At 61.3% G+C, this 15,909-nt stretch carries 12 protein-coding genes and 2 pseudogenes; 5 read left to right on the forward strand and 9 right to left on the reverse strand.

Annotated elements, in window-relative coordinates:
- Nucleotides 1-9: 9 nt before the first annotated feature.
- Nucleotides 10-576 carry a 16S rRNA (guanine(966)-N(2))-methyltransferase RsmD gene (rsmD, locus tag HGP16_RS15390; protein WP_168840895.1) on the reverse strand — a complete coding sequence of 189 codons (567 nt, stop codon included), beginning with the start codon at nucleotides 574-576 and terminating at the stop codon, nucleotides 10-12.
- Nucleotides 557-2,646: pseudogene (locus HGP16_RS15395) on the reverse strand (pseudouridine synthase). The gene rsmD and the pseudogene HGP16_RS15395 overlap by 20 nt, the downstream one beginning before the upstream one ends.
- Nucleotides 2,647-2,718: 72 nt before the next feature.
- Between HGP16_RS15395 and HGP16_RS15400 the strand changes: the two are divergent.
- A complete protein-coding gene (locus HGP16_RS15400; RefSeq protein WP_168840897.1) occupies nucleotides 2,719-3,177 on the forward strand; it encodes a nucleoside deaminase in 459 nt (152 codons plus the stop codon).
- A gap of 35 nt (nucleotides 3,178-3,212) precedes the next feature.
- Here HGP16_RS15400 and HGP16_RS15405 read toward each other — a convergent pair whose 3' ends face one another.
- From HGP16_RS15405 to HGP16_RS15430, 6 genes are all read right to left on the reverse strand, one after another.
- Nucleotides 3,213-3,842, reverse strand: coding sequence for a hypothetical protein (locus tag HGP16_RS15405; protein ID WP_168840898.1), 630 nt, complete (start codon nucleotides 3,840-3,842; stop codon nucleotides 3,213-3,215).
- Nucleotides 3,843-3,976: 134 nt separating this feature from the next.
- Entirely contained in the window at nucleotides 3,977-6,859 is a 2,883-nt protein-coding gene (gene ileS, locus HGP16_RS15410; protein WP_168841102.1) for an isoleucine--tRNA ligase, read from the reverse strand.
- Between the two features lie 300 nt (nucleotides 6,860-7,159).
- Nucleotides 7,160-8,635, reverse strand: coding sequence for a monocarboxylate uptake permease MctP (gene mctP / locus HGP16_RS15415; protein ID WP_168840899.1), 1,476 nt, complete (start codon nucleotides 8,633-8,635; stop codon nucleotides 7,160-7,162).
- Nucleotides 8,625-8,822 (reverse strand): DUF3311 domain-containing protein, encoded by a 198-nt coding sequence (locus tag HGP16_RS15420; RefSeq protein WP_168840900.1) that lies wholly within the window; start codon nucleotides 8,820-8,822, stop codon nucleotides 8,625-8,627. Before HGP16_RS15420 ends, mctP begins: the two co-directional genes overlap by 11 nt.
- 134 nt (nucleotides 8,823-8,956) lie before the next feature.
- Complete coding sequence (locus tag HGP16_RS15425; RefSeq protein WP_168840901.1) at nucleotides 8,957-9,940, reverse strand: bifunctional riboflavin kinase/FAD synthetase; 984 nt, start codon at nucleotides 9,938-9,940, stop codon at nucleotides 8,957-8,959.
- A gap of 15 nt (nucleotides 9,941-9,955) precedes the next feature.
- Nucleotides 9,956-10,804 carry a TIGR01459 family HAD-type hydrolase gene (locus HGP16_RS15430; protein WP_168840902.1) on the reverse strand — a complete coding sequence of 283 codons (849 nt, stop codon included), beginning with the start codon at nucleotides 10,802-10,804 and terminating at the stop codon, nucleotides 9,956-9,958.
- A 425-nt stretch (nucleotides 10,805-11,229) separates the two neighbouring features.
- On the opposite strand from HGP16_RS15430, the gene groES reads away from it, so the two are divergent.
- The 3 genes and pseudogenes from groES to HGP16_RS15445 all read left to right on the forward strand — a co-directional run bounded on the left by groES (nucleotide 11,230) and on the right by HGP16_RS15445 (nucleotide 14,271).
- Nucleotides 11,230-11,526 carry a co-chaperone GroES gene (groES, locus tag HGP16_RS15435; RefSeq protein ID WP_069612395.1) on the forward strand — a complete coding sequence of 99 codons (297 nt, stop codon included), beginning with the start codon at nucleotides 11,230-11,232 and terminating at the stop codon, nucleotides 11,524-11,526.
- A 73-nt stretch (nucleotides 11,527-11,599) separates the two neighbouring features.
- Nucleotides 11,600-13,240, forward strand: coding sequence for a chaperonin GroEL (gene groL / locus HGP16_RS15440; protein ID WP_168840903.1), 1,641 nt, complete (start codon nucleotides 11,600-11,602; stop codon nucleotides 13,238-13,240).
- A gap of 585 nt (nucleotides 13,241-13,825) precedes the next feature.
- Nucleotides 13,826-14,271, forward strand: a pseudogene (locus tag HGP16_RS15445) (hypothetical protein).
- 243 nt (nucleotides 14,272-14,514) lie between these two features.
- Here the strand turns inward: HGP16_RS15445 and HGP16_RS15450 are convergent.
- The gene (locus HGP16_RS15450; RefSeq protein WP_168840904.1) at nucleotides 14,515-15,222 is read right to left on the reverse strand and encodes a glutathione binding-like protein; all 708 of its coding nucleotides are present in this window, start codon (nucleotides 15,220-15,222) and stop codon (nucleotides 14,515-14,517) included.
- A 215-nt stretch (nucleotides 15,223-15,437) separates the two neighbouring features.
- On the opposite strand from HGP16_RS15450, the gene HGP16_RS15455 reads away from it, so the two are divergent.
- Complete coding sequence (locus HGP16_RS15455) at nucleotides 15,438-15,881, forward strand: DoxX family protein (RefSeq protein ID WP_168840905.1); 444 nt, start codon at nucleotides 15,438-15,440, stop codon at nucleotides 15,879-15,881.
- The last annotated feature ends 28 nt before the right edge of the window (nucleotides 15,882-15,909 follow it).

Below are 15,909 nucleotides of genomic sequence, written 5' to 3' on the forward strand. Positions count from 1 at the left end.
CTTCCCCCGTTACGCCGTCCTCGGCTGATAACGGAAGAAATGCATCTTGCTGTCACCGAAGGTCCGTTCCTCCAGAAACAGGAAATCCGGCGGCGCGGCAACGGTTACGTCGGAACGCTCCTCGATGATCGCAAGCGCTCCCGGCACGAGCCAGCCGCCGGCGGCCGCTGCAGCAAAGGCTTTCTCACCCAATCCCTTGCCATAGGGCGGATCGGCGAAGAGAAAATCGAAAGGTTCGAGATTGCCGACGCTGCCGAGATCCGTTGCGTCGCGACGGAGCATGCGTGTGCGGCCGTGAAGGCCAAGCGCATCGATATTTTCCCAGAGAAGACCCCTGCCCTCGACGCTGCTTTCGACGAAGAGCACATGACGGCAGCCGCGCGAGGCCGCTTCCAGCCCGACGGCGCCAGTGCCGGCAAAGACGTCCATCATCCGCGTGCTGTCGATGGCGTCAGGGTAGGCGTGGCTCAGGATGTTGAAGAGGCTTTCGCGCGTGCGATCCGCCGTCGGACGAATATCGTTCGACTTCGGCGTTGCAAGAGAGCGACCGCGAAATTCACCGCCGACGATCCTCACCGCGCGTCAGCCCCTGCCGCCCTTGGGGCCGCCCCTGCCGGGGCCACCGCGACCGGAGCCGCCACGTGGACCGCCGGACGGGCGACCTGCGCCACCCGGCTTGCCGCCAAAGCCGCGCGGGCCACCAGGCTTTCCGCCGGGCTTGCCGCCAAATGATTTGCCGCCGCCCGGCTTCTTGCCGAAGGGCTTGCCGGGTGGCCGATCACCGAAGGACCGTTCGCCTTGCGGGCGATCACCGAAGGGCCGATCACCACGCGGAGCTCGATCCGCAAACGGGCGCTCGCGCGGCGGATGATCACCCTGGGGGCGATCGCCGCGTGGACGTTCCGACCGCTGCTCGCCGCCGAAAGACCGGCCGCGCGGACGCTCGTCTCCCTCGGCGCGCGGACGCCGGTCGCCACGGGGCTTGTCGCCAAACGGACGGTCACCGCGCGGCTTGTCGCCATATGGGCGTTCACTGCGCGCCGGACGATCCCCGAAGGAACGCTCCGAGCGGGCTTCACCCTGGAAAGACTTCGCGCGGGGCCGATCACCACCCTCCGGTCGCGAGCCACGTTCGCCGCGCGGACGATCGCTGAATGGCCTGTCACCGCGAGGCTTGTCACCATAGGGACGATCACCACGGGGCTTGTCGCCAAAGGGCCGGTCGCCGCGCGGAGGACGATCGCCGAACGGGCGGTCGCCACGGGGACGTTCGGAGCGCTTGCGGTCGAAGTCATCATTATCGCCGCGCGCCTTACGCGGAGCTTCTTCGCTCGAACGGATCCATTCGCCATCCGCCTCGTCGACGCGGTTGACGCGAACGCGCGGGCCTTCGTCCGGACGGTCGTAACCGCTGCGCTGCGGACGTTCCGCCTCACCGCGCTTCGCGGCGGTCCTCACGTTCTTGGCGGCTTTTGCGGCTGCCTTCTCACCCAGCGGGCGGGCACCGGGCGCCATCCAGACATTGGCGCTGCGACGCGGGCCGAGCGGCTGGCGCTTTGCCCGGTCGTCGTCCTTGTGGCCGCCTTCGCGGCGATCGTCGTGCTTGGCGTCGCGCTTCGTGTCCAGACGGCTCAGGGCGCGCTCGCGCTTATCTTCGGGACGTTCACGACGCGGGCGCTCCTCCTTGGCCGCACGAACCGGGGCAGTGCGAGCCGGCTTGGCATCCGCCTCTTCGGCATCGGCAACAGCAGGAGCATTGTAGAGCGGGGCATCGAAATTCGCCTTGGCCTCATCGACCAGGCGCGGACCCAGCTGATCGCGCAGCGTGCGGCCGCGCACCTCAAGCACGTGGCCTTCCGGCAACTCACCGAGCTGGAACGGGCCGTAGGAGATGCGGATCAGGCGGTTGACCTCCAGACCGAGCGCGCCGAGCACGTTCTTGATTTCGCGGTTCTTGCCCTCACGCAGGCCCATGGTGATCCAGACGTTGGAGCCTTGCGTGCGGTCGAGCGTCGCATCGATCGAGCCGTAGAGCACACCGTCAACGGCAATGCCTTCCTTCAGCTTGTCGAGCGCTTCCTGATCGATCTCGCCATGGGCGCGGACACGGTAGCGGCGCAGCCAGCCGGTCGTCGGCAGCTCCAGAACGCGGGCCAGGCCGCCGTCATTGGTCAGCAGCAACAGGCCTTCGGTGTTGATGTCGAGGCGGCCGATCGACAGGACGCGCGGTAGCTCTTCCGGCAGGTTGTCGAAAACGGTCGGACGCCCTTCCGGATCGGCATTGGTGGTCACCAGGCCAGCCGGCTTGTGATAGAGCCACAGGCGCGTGCGCTCGATACCGCGAATCGGCACGCCGTCGACCTCGATCTTGTCGGCCAGGGTCACGTTGACCACGGGCGTATCCAGCAGCACGCCGTTCAGACTGACACGGCCATCCAGGATCATGCGCTCGATATCGCGGCGCGACGCCACGCCGGCGCGCGCCATCACCTTGGAAATGCGCTCGGCCTTTCCATCCCCTGTCACGGTTTCATCCGCCGCCTTGACGGCCGCGGCCTTTGCCGGCTTCGCGCCATCCGATTTCGTCTGCTTGTCGCGAGCAAAGGGCTTCGACCCAGGCCGCTTGGGCTTGTCATTCATTGTCATTTGTTGTTTGCCTGAATTTTTAACGCGTGTTCCTATCAGGTCACGCCCTTGCGGTTAAGTGGAAAAACTTGAATGGCGGCTACAAATCAATTCATGGAGCTTGCTTTGACCGAAGCGCGCCGCGCCGGAGAGCGTGGCGAAGTGCCGATCGGCGCCGTTGTCGTTCTCGGCAGCAAGGTCATCGCCACGGCCGGCAACCGCACCCGCGAGCTCAACGACGTCACCGCCCATGCGGAAATCGTCGCCATCCGCCTGGCCTGCGAGGAGCTTGGCCAGGAGCGTCTCACGGGCGCCGATCTCTACGTCACGCTGGAGCCCTGCACCATGTGCACCGCGGCCATTTCGTTCGCGCGCATCCGTCGTCTTTACTATGGCGCCGAGGATCCGAAAGGCGGAGGCGTCGACAATGGCGTGCGCTTCTATCATCAGCCGACCTGCCATCATGCGCCGGAGGTCTATTCCGGCCTCGGCGAGACCGCATCCGCCGATATCCTCAGAGGCTTCTTTCAAGCGAAACGCTCCGAAGACTGAAAGCGGCAGATTAGGGCTGCCGCTTCGAGAGCTTCTTACTGGAAGGGCTTCCACCAGCTGCTGTTGTTGGACTGCTGCGCAGCCTCCGCATCCTTCTTGCGCTTCTTTTCCTTCTTGGATTCGGGCGTGCCGAGATCGCTGAGGGCAGCCTGATCGGAAACCTGGCGATATTGCTGCGGCGGGTCGATCAGATAGCGGCGCTGGTCGATATAGGTGCCGGCCTGATCCTGGCGCGTGGCGCGATAGGCGGCCGTCTGCTGGGCCTCCGTCATACGGTTTCTGCTGCTGTCGGCCTGGGCCAGCGGCGACCGATAATTGACGTCGTTCTTCTTCTGGTCGGCCTCTTCGGCAAGGCGCTTGCGGGCGTCTTCCGGCGATTCGAGCCAAGCCGGATTGTCCTTGCTTGCCAGCGACTCCTGCGGCGCGGTCAGAGTATCCTTGGCACCACCGACAACCAGACCGGGGCGGTTCGGATATTTCACGCCCTTCGCTTTCGGCGTTGCGGCCGAAACAGAGGCAATATCGCCGAGGTCGTCCAGGAGCTGCACGCCGGCCGTCTTGTCGGTGCCATAGGTCGGGCTGCTCAGGCAACCGGACATTGCGCCACAGCCAACCACAAGTGCCGCCAAGCTGACGCCGATACGAACCTTATGCATCGCTCTCATGAAAACCCTTCCCAGCCATGCCGGAATAAACGTAACAGGACCCCAATAGACGGCAACTGCCGTAAAAATCGGGCCATTTTCAGGCAGCTTTTACCGGATGAACGCCGCAAAGGCAATTCATCCGGCAACTTTCTTCAGTTGACAGCCATCAGCTCTCGCAATGCCGCGGCATCGCGAGCCGAGACATCCGGATATTCCGGATCGGAACCGACATCGGCGGTGATGCGCCAGGAACGGGCGCATTTGCGGCCTTCGGCAAGCTTCGGAACCACGCTGATCCTAGCGGTGTCATCAAGGCGGAATGCCTCCGCCGGACCTTCACTGCCAAGGATGGTGATGCCCGAGGTGATGCAGATTTCGGAGAAATCCTGCCCTTCAAGTACCTTCATCAGCTCCGGATCGGCGACATAGACAACCGGGGCAGCTTCCAGCGATGAGCCGATGCGCTTGTCCTTGCGTTCGATTTCCAGTGCGCCGGTGACGACGCTGCGCACGGCGCGGATCTTCTTCCACTTCTCGGCCAGCGCCTCGTTCTTCCATTCAGCGGGAATGGCGACGAATTGCTCGAGATGAACCGAGACCGCCGAGGGATTGCGCGACAGCCATGCCTCCTCCGTGGTGAAGGGCAGCATCGGCGCCAGCCACGTCACCATGCAATCGAAGATCGTGCGGATGACGGCGAGCGAAGCGCGGCGGCGCAGGCTCGACGGCGCATCGCAGTAGAGCGCATCCTTGCGGACATCGAAATAGAAGGCCGAAAGCTCGACATTGGCAAAATCGATCAAGGCGCGGGCAATGCGCTTGAAGTCGAAGGCGTCGTAGCTTTCACGCACCAGCTCGTCGAGTTCGGCGAGGCGATGCAGCATAAGCCGCTCCAGCTCCGGCATGTCGGCATAGGCGATCACTTCACCCTTGTCGTGCGCCAGCGTGCCGAGCATCCAGCGGATAGTGTTGCGCAGCTTGCGATAGGCATCGACATTGGTCTGGATGATGGCCTTGCCGAGGCGCTGGTCTTCCCAATAGTCCGTGGTCATGACCCAGAGGCGCAGGATATCGGCGCCGGCATCCTTCATCACGTCCTGCGGAGCGACGACATTGCCGAGCGACTTCGACTGCTTGCGGCCCTGCTCGTCCATGGTGAAGCCGTGCGTGACGACCGTGTCGTAGGGCGCGCGGCCCCGGGTCGCGGCGCTTTCGAGCAGCGACGAATGGAACCAGCCGCGATGCTGATCGGAGCCTTCGAGATAGACGTCAGCCGGCCACTTCAGGTCCGGACGGTCTTCCAGCGTGAAGGTGTGGGTCGAACCGGAATCGAACCAGACATCGAGGATGTCCATGACCTGCGTCCAGGGCTCGTTGGCCTTCTCGCCGAGGAAACGCTCGCGCGCGCCTTCGGCGAACCAGGCATCGGCGCCTTCCTGTTCGAAAGCCTCGAGGATGCGGGCGTTGACGCCGTCATCCTGCAGGATGTTGCCCTGCTCGTCGACGAAGATCGCGATCGGCACGCCCCAGGCACGCTGGCGCGAGAGTACCCAATCCGGGCGCTGCTCTATCATGGCGCGCAGACGGTTCTGGCCGGCTGATGGCACGAAACGGGTATCGTCGATCGCCTTGAGCGCACGGGTACGCAGCGTCGAACCGTCCGCGAAGTCCTTGTCCATGTAGACGAACCACTGCGGCGTGTTGCGGAAGATGACCGGCTTCTTCGAGCGCCAGGAATGCGGATAGGAGTGCTTGATCCTGCCGCGCGCAAACAGCGTATTCGTCTCGATCAGCGCCTTGATGACGAGATCGTTGGCATTGCCCTTCTTGCCGTTGTCGTCCATGACACGGCCACCCTCGAAGCCGGGGGCATCGGCGGTATAGAAGCCGGCGTCATCGACCGGGAACGGAATGGTGGAGGAGATACCGCGCTTTTCGAGGTCGCGGGCGTGCGACGTCCAGGCATCAAAGTCCTCGCGGCCGTGGCTGGGAGACGTGTGCACGAAGCCGGTGCCGGCATCGTCGGTCACGTGGTCGCCATCAAGCAACGGTACCTTGAAGCCATAGCCGAGTGTAGCGAGCGGATGGGCGCAGGTGAGTGCGGCCAGATCGTCGGCGGTCACATCGCCCAGGCGCTTGTACTGCAGCTTTGCCTTGGCGAAGGATTCCTCTGCCAGCTTGTCGGCGAAGATCAACTTTTCGCCGGGGCGCGGGCCGAAGTCATTGACCGCTTCCGTGACTTCATAGAGTCCGTAGGACACGCGCGAGGAATAGGCGATCGCGCGGTTGCCGGGGATCGTCCACGGCGTGGTCGTCCAGATGACGACGAAGGCGCCGGCGAGACCAGCCGAGCCTTCAGCCACCGGGAATTTCACCCAGATCGCATCGCTCTCGACGTCGGCATATTCGACTTCGGCTTCGGCAAGGGCCGTGCGCTCGACGACGGACCACATGACCGGCTTGGAACCGCGGTAAAGCTGACCGGTGCGGGCGATCTTCAAAAGCTCGCCGGCGATGCGGGATTCCGCATGGAAATTCATGGTCAGATAGGGATTGTCGAAATCACCCGTGATGCCGAGGCGCTTGAACTCCTCGGACTGGATCTTGATCCAGCCGGCAGCAAAATCGCGGCATTCCTGGCGAAACTCGTTCACCGGAACCTCGTCCTTGTTCTTGCCCTTCTCGCGGTATTTTTCCTCGATCTTCCATTCGATCGGCAGGCCGTGGCAATCCCAGCCGGGGACATAGTTGCTGTCATAGCCGCGCATCTGGAACGAGCGGGTGATGACGTCCTTCAGGATCTTGTTCAGCGCATGGCCGATATGGATGTGGCCGTTGGCATAGGGTGGGCCGTCGTGCAGCACGAACTTCTCGCGGCCGGCAGCGGAGGCGCGGAGCTTCTTATAGAGGTTCATCTCCTCCCAGCGCTTCACCAGCTCCGGCTCCTTCTGCGGCAGCCCGGCGCGCATCGGAAAATCGGTTTCCGGCAGGTAAAGGGTCTTGGAGTAATCCATCTTTTCAGCGGTATCGGTCATAGTCGTGACAATTGCCTCGGTGTCTCGGGCGTCTTGCGCCTGAACTGGCGCAGCCATATGGGGATTTTTCGGCGGCGGAAAGCGCCTCGTGAACGAGACGCCGAAAACCCGGACCTTCCGGCAGCTTACAGCGCGCGGAAGGCCGGGCCAATAATTCGTATCGAGTGGCTCAGCCGAAATTGGGTCATGGTCGCCGGTTCATAGGCGTTTTTTCCACGGAAAGGAAGAGGAAACAACGCCGGCAACGCACGGAAAAGCCGCGGACGTTGCCGCCCGCGGCCGATGAGGAGCTCCGGCCCGTCAGGCGCGTGCTGTCGCGCGCGCCGGCATGACGGCGTTAAGGATCACGGACACAGCGATATTGGCGGCCAGCGCCAACAGCCCCGTATAGACGGTGAAGCTTGCGTCTCCGAGCGCAACCATGTGCAGTGGTTTCCAGCCGGCATCCCACACGAGGTAGGTCCCGCCGAAGAAGCCGACGAACCAGCCGGCAAGCAGGGCGGGCGCACGGAACCACTTGGTATAGAGGCCGAAGACCAGCGCCGGCAGCGTCTGCAGGATCCATATGCCGCCCAGAAGCTGGAGATCGAGCGCGAACTGCGTCGGCAGGAAAATGATGACGAGAAGCGCGCCGATCTTGACGACGAGCGAGGTCATCTTGGCGACCTTCGCCTCGCCAGCATCAGAAACCTGAGGATCGACGTAAGCCTTCCAGAAGTTGCGGGTAAAGAGGTTGGCTGCGCCGATGCTCATCACGGCCGCGGGAACGAGCGCGCCGATGGCGATGGCCGCGAAGGCGAAGCCCGCAAACCAGCTCGAGAACAGGGTCTGGAACAGCGCCGGCACCACGTCATTGGCGCTGTCCAGCTTCAGATTTGCCGCATGGCCCATATAACCGAGCAGCGCCAGGAGACCCAGCAGCAGCGTATAGGCCGGCAGCAGCACCGCATTCTTGCGGATGGTATTGCCGCTGTTGGAGGCGAAGATGCCGGTGAGCGTGTGCGGGTACATGAAGGCGGCCAGCGCCGAACCGAGCGCCAGCGTCGCATAGGCGACATACTGGTTACCGCCGAGAAGCAGGCTGCCCGCCCCCTTGGCCTGGAAATCCGCATCGGCTGCCGCAAAGACATTGGCATAGCCGCCAAGCTTGGCGGGGATCAGGGCAATGGCCGCGATCACCACGATATAGATCATGATGTCCTTGACGAAGGCGATCAGCGCCGGGGCGCGAAGGCCGGCCGAATAGGTATAGAGCGCCAGAATGATGAAGGCCACCGCGAGCGGCAGTTCGCCATGAAGTCCCAGCGCCTTGAAGACCGCCGTCATGCCGACGAGCTGCAGGGCGATATAGGGCATCGTTGCGATGACACCTGTCAGAGTGACCGCCAGTTCGAGTGCGCGCGAGCCATATTGACCATGCACCACATCGCCCGCGGTGACATAGCCGTGATCCTTCGCGCGCCTCCAGAGAAGCGGCATGACCATGAAGACGAAAGGATAAACGACGATCGTATAGGGCAGCGCGAAGAAGCCATAGGCGCCGACCGTGTAAACCAAGGCCGGAACGGCGATCACGGTATAGGCGGTATAAAAATCGCCGCCGACCAGGAACCAGGTGATCCAGGTACCGAAGCTGCGGCCGCCAAGGCCCCATTCGTCGATATGGGCAAGGGTCTTCGGCTTGCGCCAGCGGGCGGCTACAAAGCCCATGATCGTGACGAGCGCCAGGAAGAAGATGAAGACGGCGAGTGCTGTCGGATCGATATCAGTCGTCATGGCGCATGCTCCGGTAGGCGATCCATGTCAGGACGGCAGTGATCGGCACCCAGGCCAGCTGATACCAGTAGAAAAAGGGGAAACCGAACAGCACCGGATCGTGACTGTTATAGAAGGGAACCCAAAGCAAGCCTATGTAGGGAATGACGAGCAGCCAGCAGGCTGCCGTTCCGAAACGTTTGTCCATCTCGTGCGCCTCTCGGAAAAATGGGTGCCGCGACTCGCACCCAGCTATATGAGCATTGCAGCATCTTCCTACCCCGCTCAAGGCAAAAACATACTGCACCGCCGCAATCTCCGCGCGCAGCATGCCGAATAAAATCAGTCGAACGCGATGACGCGATCGAGATCGCTTAGCGGCTGAACGCCGGCGAGCAGCGCCCGCGCCTCTTCCTCGTCCTTGCGGATCTGCGCGACCAACGGGTCCAGGCCATCGAACTTCAGCTCGGGGCGGAGGTAACCAAAGAAGGAGACGGAGCAGATCTGGCCGTAGAGATCGCCACTGAAATCGAAGACGAAGGTCTCGAGCAGCGGCGCGCCATTGTCTGTTACCGTCGGGCGGCGTCCGTAGCTGGCAACGGCATTACGGATGACACCATCGGCCGTGCGGAAGCGCACGGCATAGATGCCCGATCTCAGCGATATTTCCGATGGAAGCTGCATGTTTGCCGTGGGAAAGCCGAGCGTCCGACCCAGCTTCTCGCCGCCGATGACGGGCGCCTCGACAGTGAAGCGATATCCAAGCAAGCCTGCGGCCTGGGCGACATCGCCTTCGGCCAGCAGTGTGCGGATACGGCTCGACGAGATGACCTCGGTATTTTCATCGCGGAAGGCATCGATGAGCGTCACGCCGAAGCCGTTATGGCTGCCGGCGTTCATGAGGAAGGCCGGACCGCCCTGGCGATCGTGGCCGAAATGGAAATCGAAACCGGTGACGACTTCGGAGGCATGCAGCCAGTCGATCAGGATCGAATGGACGAATTCATCCGCCGAACGCTGCGAGAAGGCACGGTCAAAGGGATATTCGATGACGGCGTTGAAGCCGAGCGCTTCCAGGAGACGCGCTCTCAATGGTGCCGGTGTCAGCCGAAAGACCGGCTGCTCGGGCTTGAATATGGTGCGCGGATGCGGCTCGAAGGTCAGCACGAGCGCTGGAATGCCGCGTTCCCTGGCGATCTCCAGTGCGCGTGTGAGCACGGACTGGTGGCCACGATGCACACCATCGAAATTGCCGATGGCGACCACACCGCCCTTCAAGGCATCGGGAAGCGGCTCGCGGGTCTCGTTGCGATGGAAAACGGTCATCGTCTGCCACTCTCCTCAGACAAGGCGCGGCATCCACCACTTCGGCGAAGCTTGCTCGCGCGCCAGGAAGGCGCCGAGAGCGGCCTCATCCGTATGGCCCTCGACGACATATTCGCGGGCGTGGATGCCATGGCTGATATAAAGGAGATCGAGGCCATAATCGAGCGCGCCACGCACGTCGGTCGGCATGCCGTCGCCGATCGCGACCACGCGGGACAGCGGGAATTCACTGCGCACTTCGCGGGCCGCGGCGAGCGCTGCATCATAGATCGGCTGGTGCGGCTTGCCGGCGATGCGCGTCTCACCCCCGAGCCGCTCGTAATAGGCAGCCATGGCGCCGGCGCAGGGGATCATCCGGTGGCCACGCTCGACCACGAGATCCGGATTGGCGCAGATCATCGGCACCTTGCGGGCGGACCAAGCCGTCAGCATGTCGGTGTAGTCGTCGGGCGTTTCGGTCTCGTCATCGAAGAAACCGGTGCAGACGATGCTTTCCGCCTCGCCGGCGTCGACACGCTCAACATCAAGGTCTTCGAGGATGCCGATATCGCGCTCCGGTCCGAGCAGGAATACCTTCTTCGGCCCCTCGGCAATCAGCCTGCGAGTGACATCGCCTGAGGTTATAATGCGATCATAAACGCTGTCGGGAACACCGATCGCGCGCAGCTGCTCGACAACTTTAAGAGCGACGCGCGGAGAATTGGTGATGAGGACGACCGTCAGTCCAGAGGCGCGCGCCGCTTCGAGCGCAACCGAAGCTTCCCTATAAGCGGCGACACCATTGTGGAGCACGCCCCAGACGTCGCAGAGCGCCACATCATAAAGTTCGCCGATGTCGCGAAAGCTTTCGATCCGTTTGCCCATGCCGTCCTCGCGCCAAATAAATCACGGGCTGACATCGCAAACCAGCCGGCAAATTACAAGAGCGGCGCACAAGGTTTTTGCGTCGCACAAGGCCCGAAGAGCGGGCATGGACAAGGTCGGCGAGCGGCAGAATGACGTAGCGAGGGTAGCGGCACGATGCTCCAGAAAAGGCGTTACCATGCCCTTCTGCACAAGATCAAAATAAGGGAATCTTTGCAACAACATGTTACGCGGCATCGCCATGGGCGTTAATCATCCCCGAAACAAGCCGATAGGCGCCGCAAAAAATTCACAGTGCTGTTCTTGACTCGTTTGGTAGCCACCCCTAAATCACCCTCGCTAGCACTCTCAGATGATGAGTGCTAACAAAGCCCATACGGATCCCCCGCTGATCCGTGAATGTCATTTGATCGAGGGATTAGACAATGGCAAGCACCAATTTCCGCCCCCTTCATGACCGTGTCGTCGTTCGTCGCGTCGAGTCGGAAGAAAAGACCAAGGGTGGCATCATCATTCCCGATACCGCTAAGGAAAAGCCGCAGGAAGGCGAAATCGTCGCCATCGGCTCCGGCGCTCGTGATGAATCCGGCAAGGTCGTAGCACTCGACGTCAAGGTTGGCGATCGCGTTCTGTTCGGCAAGTGGTCCGGCACCGAAGTCAAGCTCAACGGCGAAGACCTTCTGATCATGAAGGAAGCCGACATCATGGGCATCATCGGCTAATCCAGCCGGTTCCCTTTCCGATACAGCTGACGGGCCTTAAAGCCCGGAAAACGCGAATTCAGGAGTTCAAACAATGGCAGCTAAAGAAGTAAAATTCGGCCGCAGCGCCCGCGAAAAGATGCTTCGTGGCGTCGACATCCTCGCTGACGCAGTGAAGGTCACGCTCGGCCCGAAGGGTCGTAATGTCGTCATCGACAAGTCCTTCGGCGCTCCGCGCATCACCAAGGACGGCGTCACCGTCGCCAAGGAAATCGAACTCGAAGACAAGTTCGAAAACATGGGCGCCCAGATGGTCCGCGAAGTTGCTTCGAAGACCAACGACATCGCCGGCGACGGCACCACGACCGCAACCGTTCTCGCCCAGGCCATCGTTCGCGAAGGCGCCAAGGCCGTTGCAGCCGGCATGAACCCGATGGACCTGAAGCGCGGCATCGATCTCGCCGTTGCTGAAGTCGTCAAGGATCTCCAGGCCAAGGCCAAGAAGATCAACACGTCGGAAGAAGTCGCACAGGTCGGCACGATCTCCGCAAACGGCGAAAAGCAGATCGGTCTCGATATTGCCGAAGCCATGCAGAAGGTCGGCAACGAAGGCGTCATCACGGTTGAAGAAGCCAAGACCGCCGAAACCGAACTCGAAGTCGTCGAAGGCATGCAGTTCGACCGTGGCTACCTCAGCCCCTACTTCGTGACCAACCCGGAAAAGATGATCGCCGACCTCGAAGACGTGTTCATCCTCCTGCACGAGAAGAAGCTCTCGAACCTGCAGGCGATGCTCCCGGTTCTCGAAGCCGTCGTTCAGACCGGCAAGCCGCTCCTGATCATCGCTGAAGACGTCGAAGGCGAAGCTCTTGCGACCCTCGTCGTCAACAAGCTGCGCGGTGGCCTGAAGATCGCTGCCGTCAAGGCTCCTGGCTTCGGCGATCGCCGCAAGGCCATGCTGGAAGACATCGCCATCCTGACGGGCGGCACTGTCATCTCCGAAGACCTCGGCATCAAGCTCGAGTCCGTTACCCTCGACATGCTCGGCCGTTCCAAGAAGGTTTCGATCTCCAAGGAAAACACCACGATCGTCGACGGCGCCGGCGCCAAGTCCGACATCGAAGGCCGCGTAGCTCAGATCAAGGCTCAGATCGAAGAAACCACCTCCGACTACGACCGCGAAAAGCTGCAGGAACGCCTTGCCAAGCTCGCTGGCGGTGTTGCCGTTATCCGCGTCGGCGGCTCGACGGAAGTTGAAGTCAAGGAAAAGAAGGACCGTATCGACGACGCTCTCAACGCGACGCGCGCTGCTGTTCAGGAAGGCATCGTACCGGGCGGCGGCACGGCTCTGCTGCGCTCCTCCGTCAAGATCACCGTCAAGGGTGAAAACGACGACCAGGAAGCCGGCGTCAACATCGTTCGCCGCGCTCTGCAGGCTCCTTGCCGCCAGATCGCTGAAAACGCTGGTGACGAAGCCTCCATCGTTGTCGGCAAGATCCTCGACAAGAACGAAGACAACTGGGGCTACAACGCTCAGACGGGCGTCTACGGCGACATGATCGCCATGGGCATCGTCGACCCGGTGAAGGTCGTTCGCACGGCTCTGCAGGACGCAGCTTCGGTTGCCTCGCTGCTGATCACCACCGAAGCCATGATCGCCGAACTGCCGAAGAAGGATGCTCCTGGCGGCATGCCGGGCGGCATGGGCGGCATGGGCGGCATGGACATGATGTGATAGGCTAACAGCCTGATCACAGGAATGTCCATAAAGCTTCGCCCATGCATCTTTGATGCTTCAGGCCGCCAAGCGGCCTGAAGTGGCGGCATGGACATGATGTGATAAGGCCTCTGCCTTATTACTAGTCTTCATTCCGATATCCGGAATTGACGAAGGGCGGCCCTCGGGTCGCCCTTTTTATTGGGCGCCTATGGTTTCGGCATGGGACTAACAAGTTTCGCGGAGCGCAAATTTATGCAAATTGCCCCATTGCCGTTTTTGAAAAAGCTCCTATAAATCCCAGCGCAGCGATTTTAGAGGGTTAGCTGCAATGCACGCAAATTTTACTTATTTTCGGCACGGTTAACCAGCGCCCGCGCGTGGTCATGACCTTGAGAATTGACGGGCGTCCGGATTTTTTACTTGAAATGACTTCATGGGTGGAGTCGACGGTCCGGAAGAAGCATGGCGGAAAACGGAATGAGTGGAGCCGAATACCCTGTTTTTTCATGAAGCACGGCATGCGGGAAGACATTCCATCCGGAAGATGCATGGGAATTTGGATGAAGCGCGGGAGGACCATGCACTCAAGTGGGGATCATCTTGTTCAAGATTGCCAAGGCCAATTTTGCCGCGCCGTTTGCGCCGGGCTCGCTGGAGTTTGACGGTCACAATCCTGACCTGCTCGCGCAGTTCTGCGTTCCGAGGGCTGGACGGGTGATCTGTCGAGCGGCATCATCAAGCTCGGGCAATGGAGCACGATGCTGCATGGCCTGAGTTCTTCGGAATGCGGCCTCCTGAGCCTGATGCATTGCTATGACACGCATGATCGCGCGCGCATCCTCGATCTGTTCGAACAGGCGGCAACCACCAATTCCTCTTTCTGCTATTCCACCACGACGCTTGCCGCCGGCGGCCACCGCCAGCCGATCTTTTGCGTCGGCGAATCCGTTGCCGCGGATGGTCAACACACCGGCAGCATGATCGGCGTCTTTCTGTTTCCACGCTTCAAGCCGGAGCCGGGCAGCCAGTTGGCGAGCCGGCAGTAAAAACGACTGCAGACGATGGTCAGGCGAGTCCATTATCGCCGCACTTTTGTACCTGGCCCCTCACCCCAGCCCTCTCTCCGCAAGCGGAGAGAGGGAGTCTCCTTTTCCAAAATCGATGCCTACGCCGCTGAAAGCGAACCCGCCCCCTCACCCCGTTTACGGGGAGAGGGCTGGGGTGAGGGGCCACGTACGTAGGCGCTAGCGAAAAGGACTTACCTGACTTGTCGAGCCGGGAAGGACCAATCAATCCCGCTTCGGAATATTAAGGCCGCGCTGGCTTGCTGGACGCGCGAGAGCGCGATCAAGCCAGCTCATGACCGAGGGGAAGCTCTCGAGTTCAAGGACTTCACGGCCGCCATAAAAGACATCGACGCCGCGGACCCACGGGAAGGTGGTGATGTCGGCAATGGTATATTCATCGCCCATGATCCACTGACGTCCCTGCAGGCGACCTTCCAGCACACTCAGCAGGCGCTTGGCCTCATCGCGGTAACGCTCGACCGGATAGGAGTTGTTGGCAACCTTTTCGGCCGCGAATTTGAAGAAATGGCCGAACTGACCGAACATCGGTCCGACACCGGCCATCTGGAAGAAGACCCATTCCAGCGTCTCGTAGCGCCCGGCCGCATCGCTCGGAATGAGCTTGCCGGTCTTTTCCGCGAGATAGACCAGGATCGCGCCCGATTCGAACAGGCCGATCGGTTTGCCATCGGGACCATTGGGATCGATGATCGCGGGAATGCGGCCGTTCGGATTCAGCGAAACGAATTCCGGCGACTTCTGATCATTGGTGCCGAAGGAAACCAGATGCGGCTCATAGGGCAGGCCAAGTTCCTCGAGCGCGATCGAAACCTTGACGCCGTTCGGCGTCGGCAGCGAATAGAGCTGGATGATATCGGGATTGCTGGCTGGCCAGCGCTTCGTGATCGGAAACGAGGAGAGATCGGCCATGGGATTTCCTTCCAAAGATCATGATTTTGTGGATAAATTCGCGCCACCATAGCCGATATGGAGCCGATGGGAAGAGCGTTCGAGCGGCGTCATTGTTCAATGATTGTGAACTAATTGTGCGCAGTTGTTTATCTTTTCAATCTAGGGAAAATCAAGGATATCTGCCTCCAGAAATTGCCGCCACCCGATCCGAACTGAATTTACTGGAGATCCTCATGTCCAATACCAACAACATCATCATTCTCGTGGCGCGCATTCTGCTCGCTTTCATGTTCATCTTCGCCGGCTTCGGCAAGCTGACCGATCCGTCCGGCACCGCCGGCATGATCGCCGGTGCCGGCATGCCCGCCTCGACGCTTCTCACCTATCTCGCCGGCGCCTTTGAATTCATCACCGGCGTCTGCGTTCTCATCGGCTTCCAGGTCCGCATCGTCGGCTGGCTGCTCGCCGCATTCTGCGTCTTCACCGGCATCGTCTTCCATCTGCCGACGGTCAACGTTCCGGACTTCCCGGCTGCGGCCAACGGCTGGATCAACGGCCTGAACTTCGTCAACTTCCTGAAGAACGTCACGCTTGCCGGCGCCTACATCATGCTCGCCACCAACGGCGCAGGCGTCTACTCGGTTGATGCACGCCGCGGTGCCTACGCCGCCGCCTGATCAAAGCATACCCCAAGACAAAAGGCCC

The organism is Rhizobium sp. P40RR-XXII, assembly GCF_012641405.1.
Taxonomy (GTDB): Bacteria; Pseudomonadota; Alphaproteobacteria; order Rhizobiales; family Rhizobiaceae; genus Rhizobium.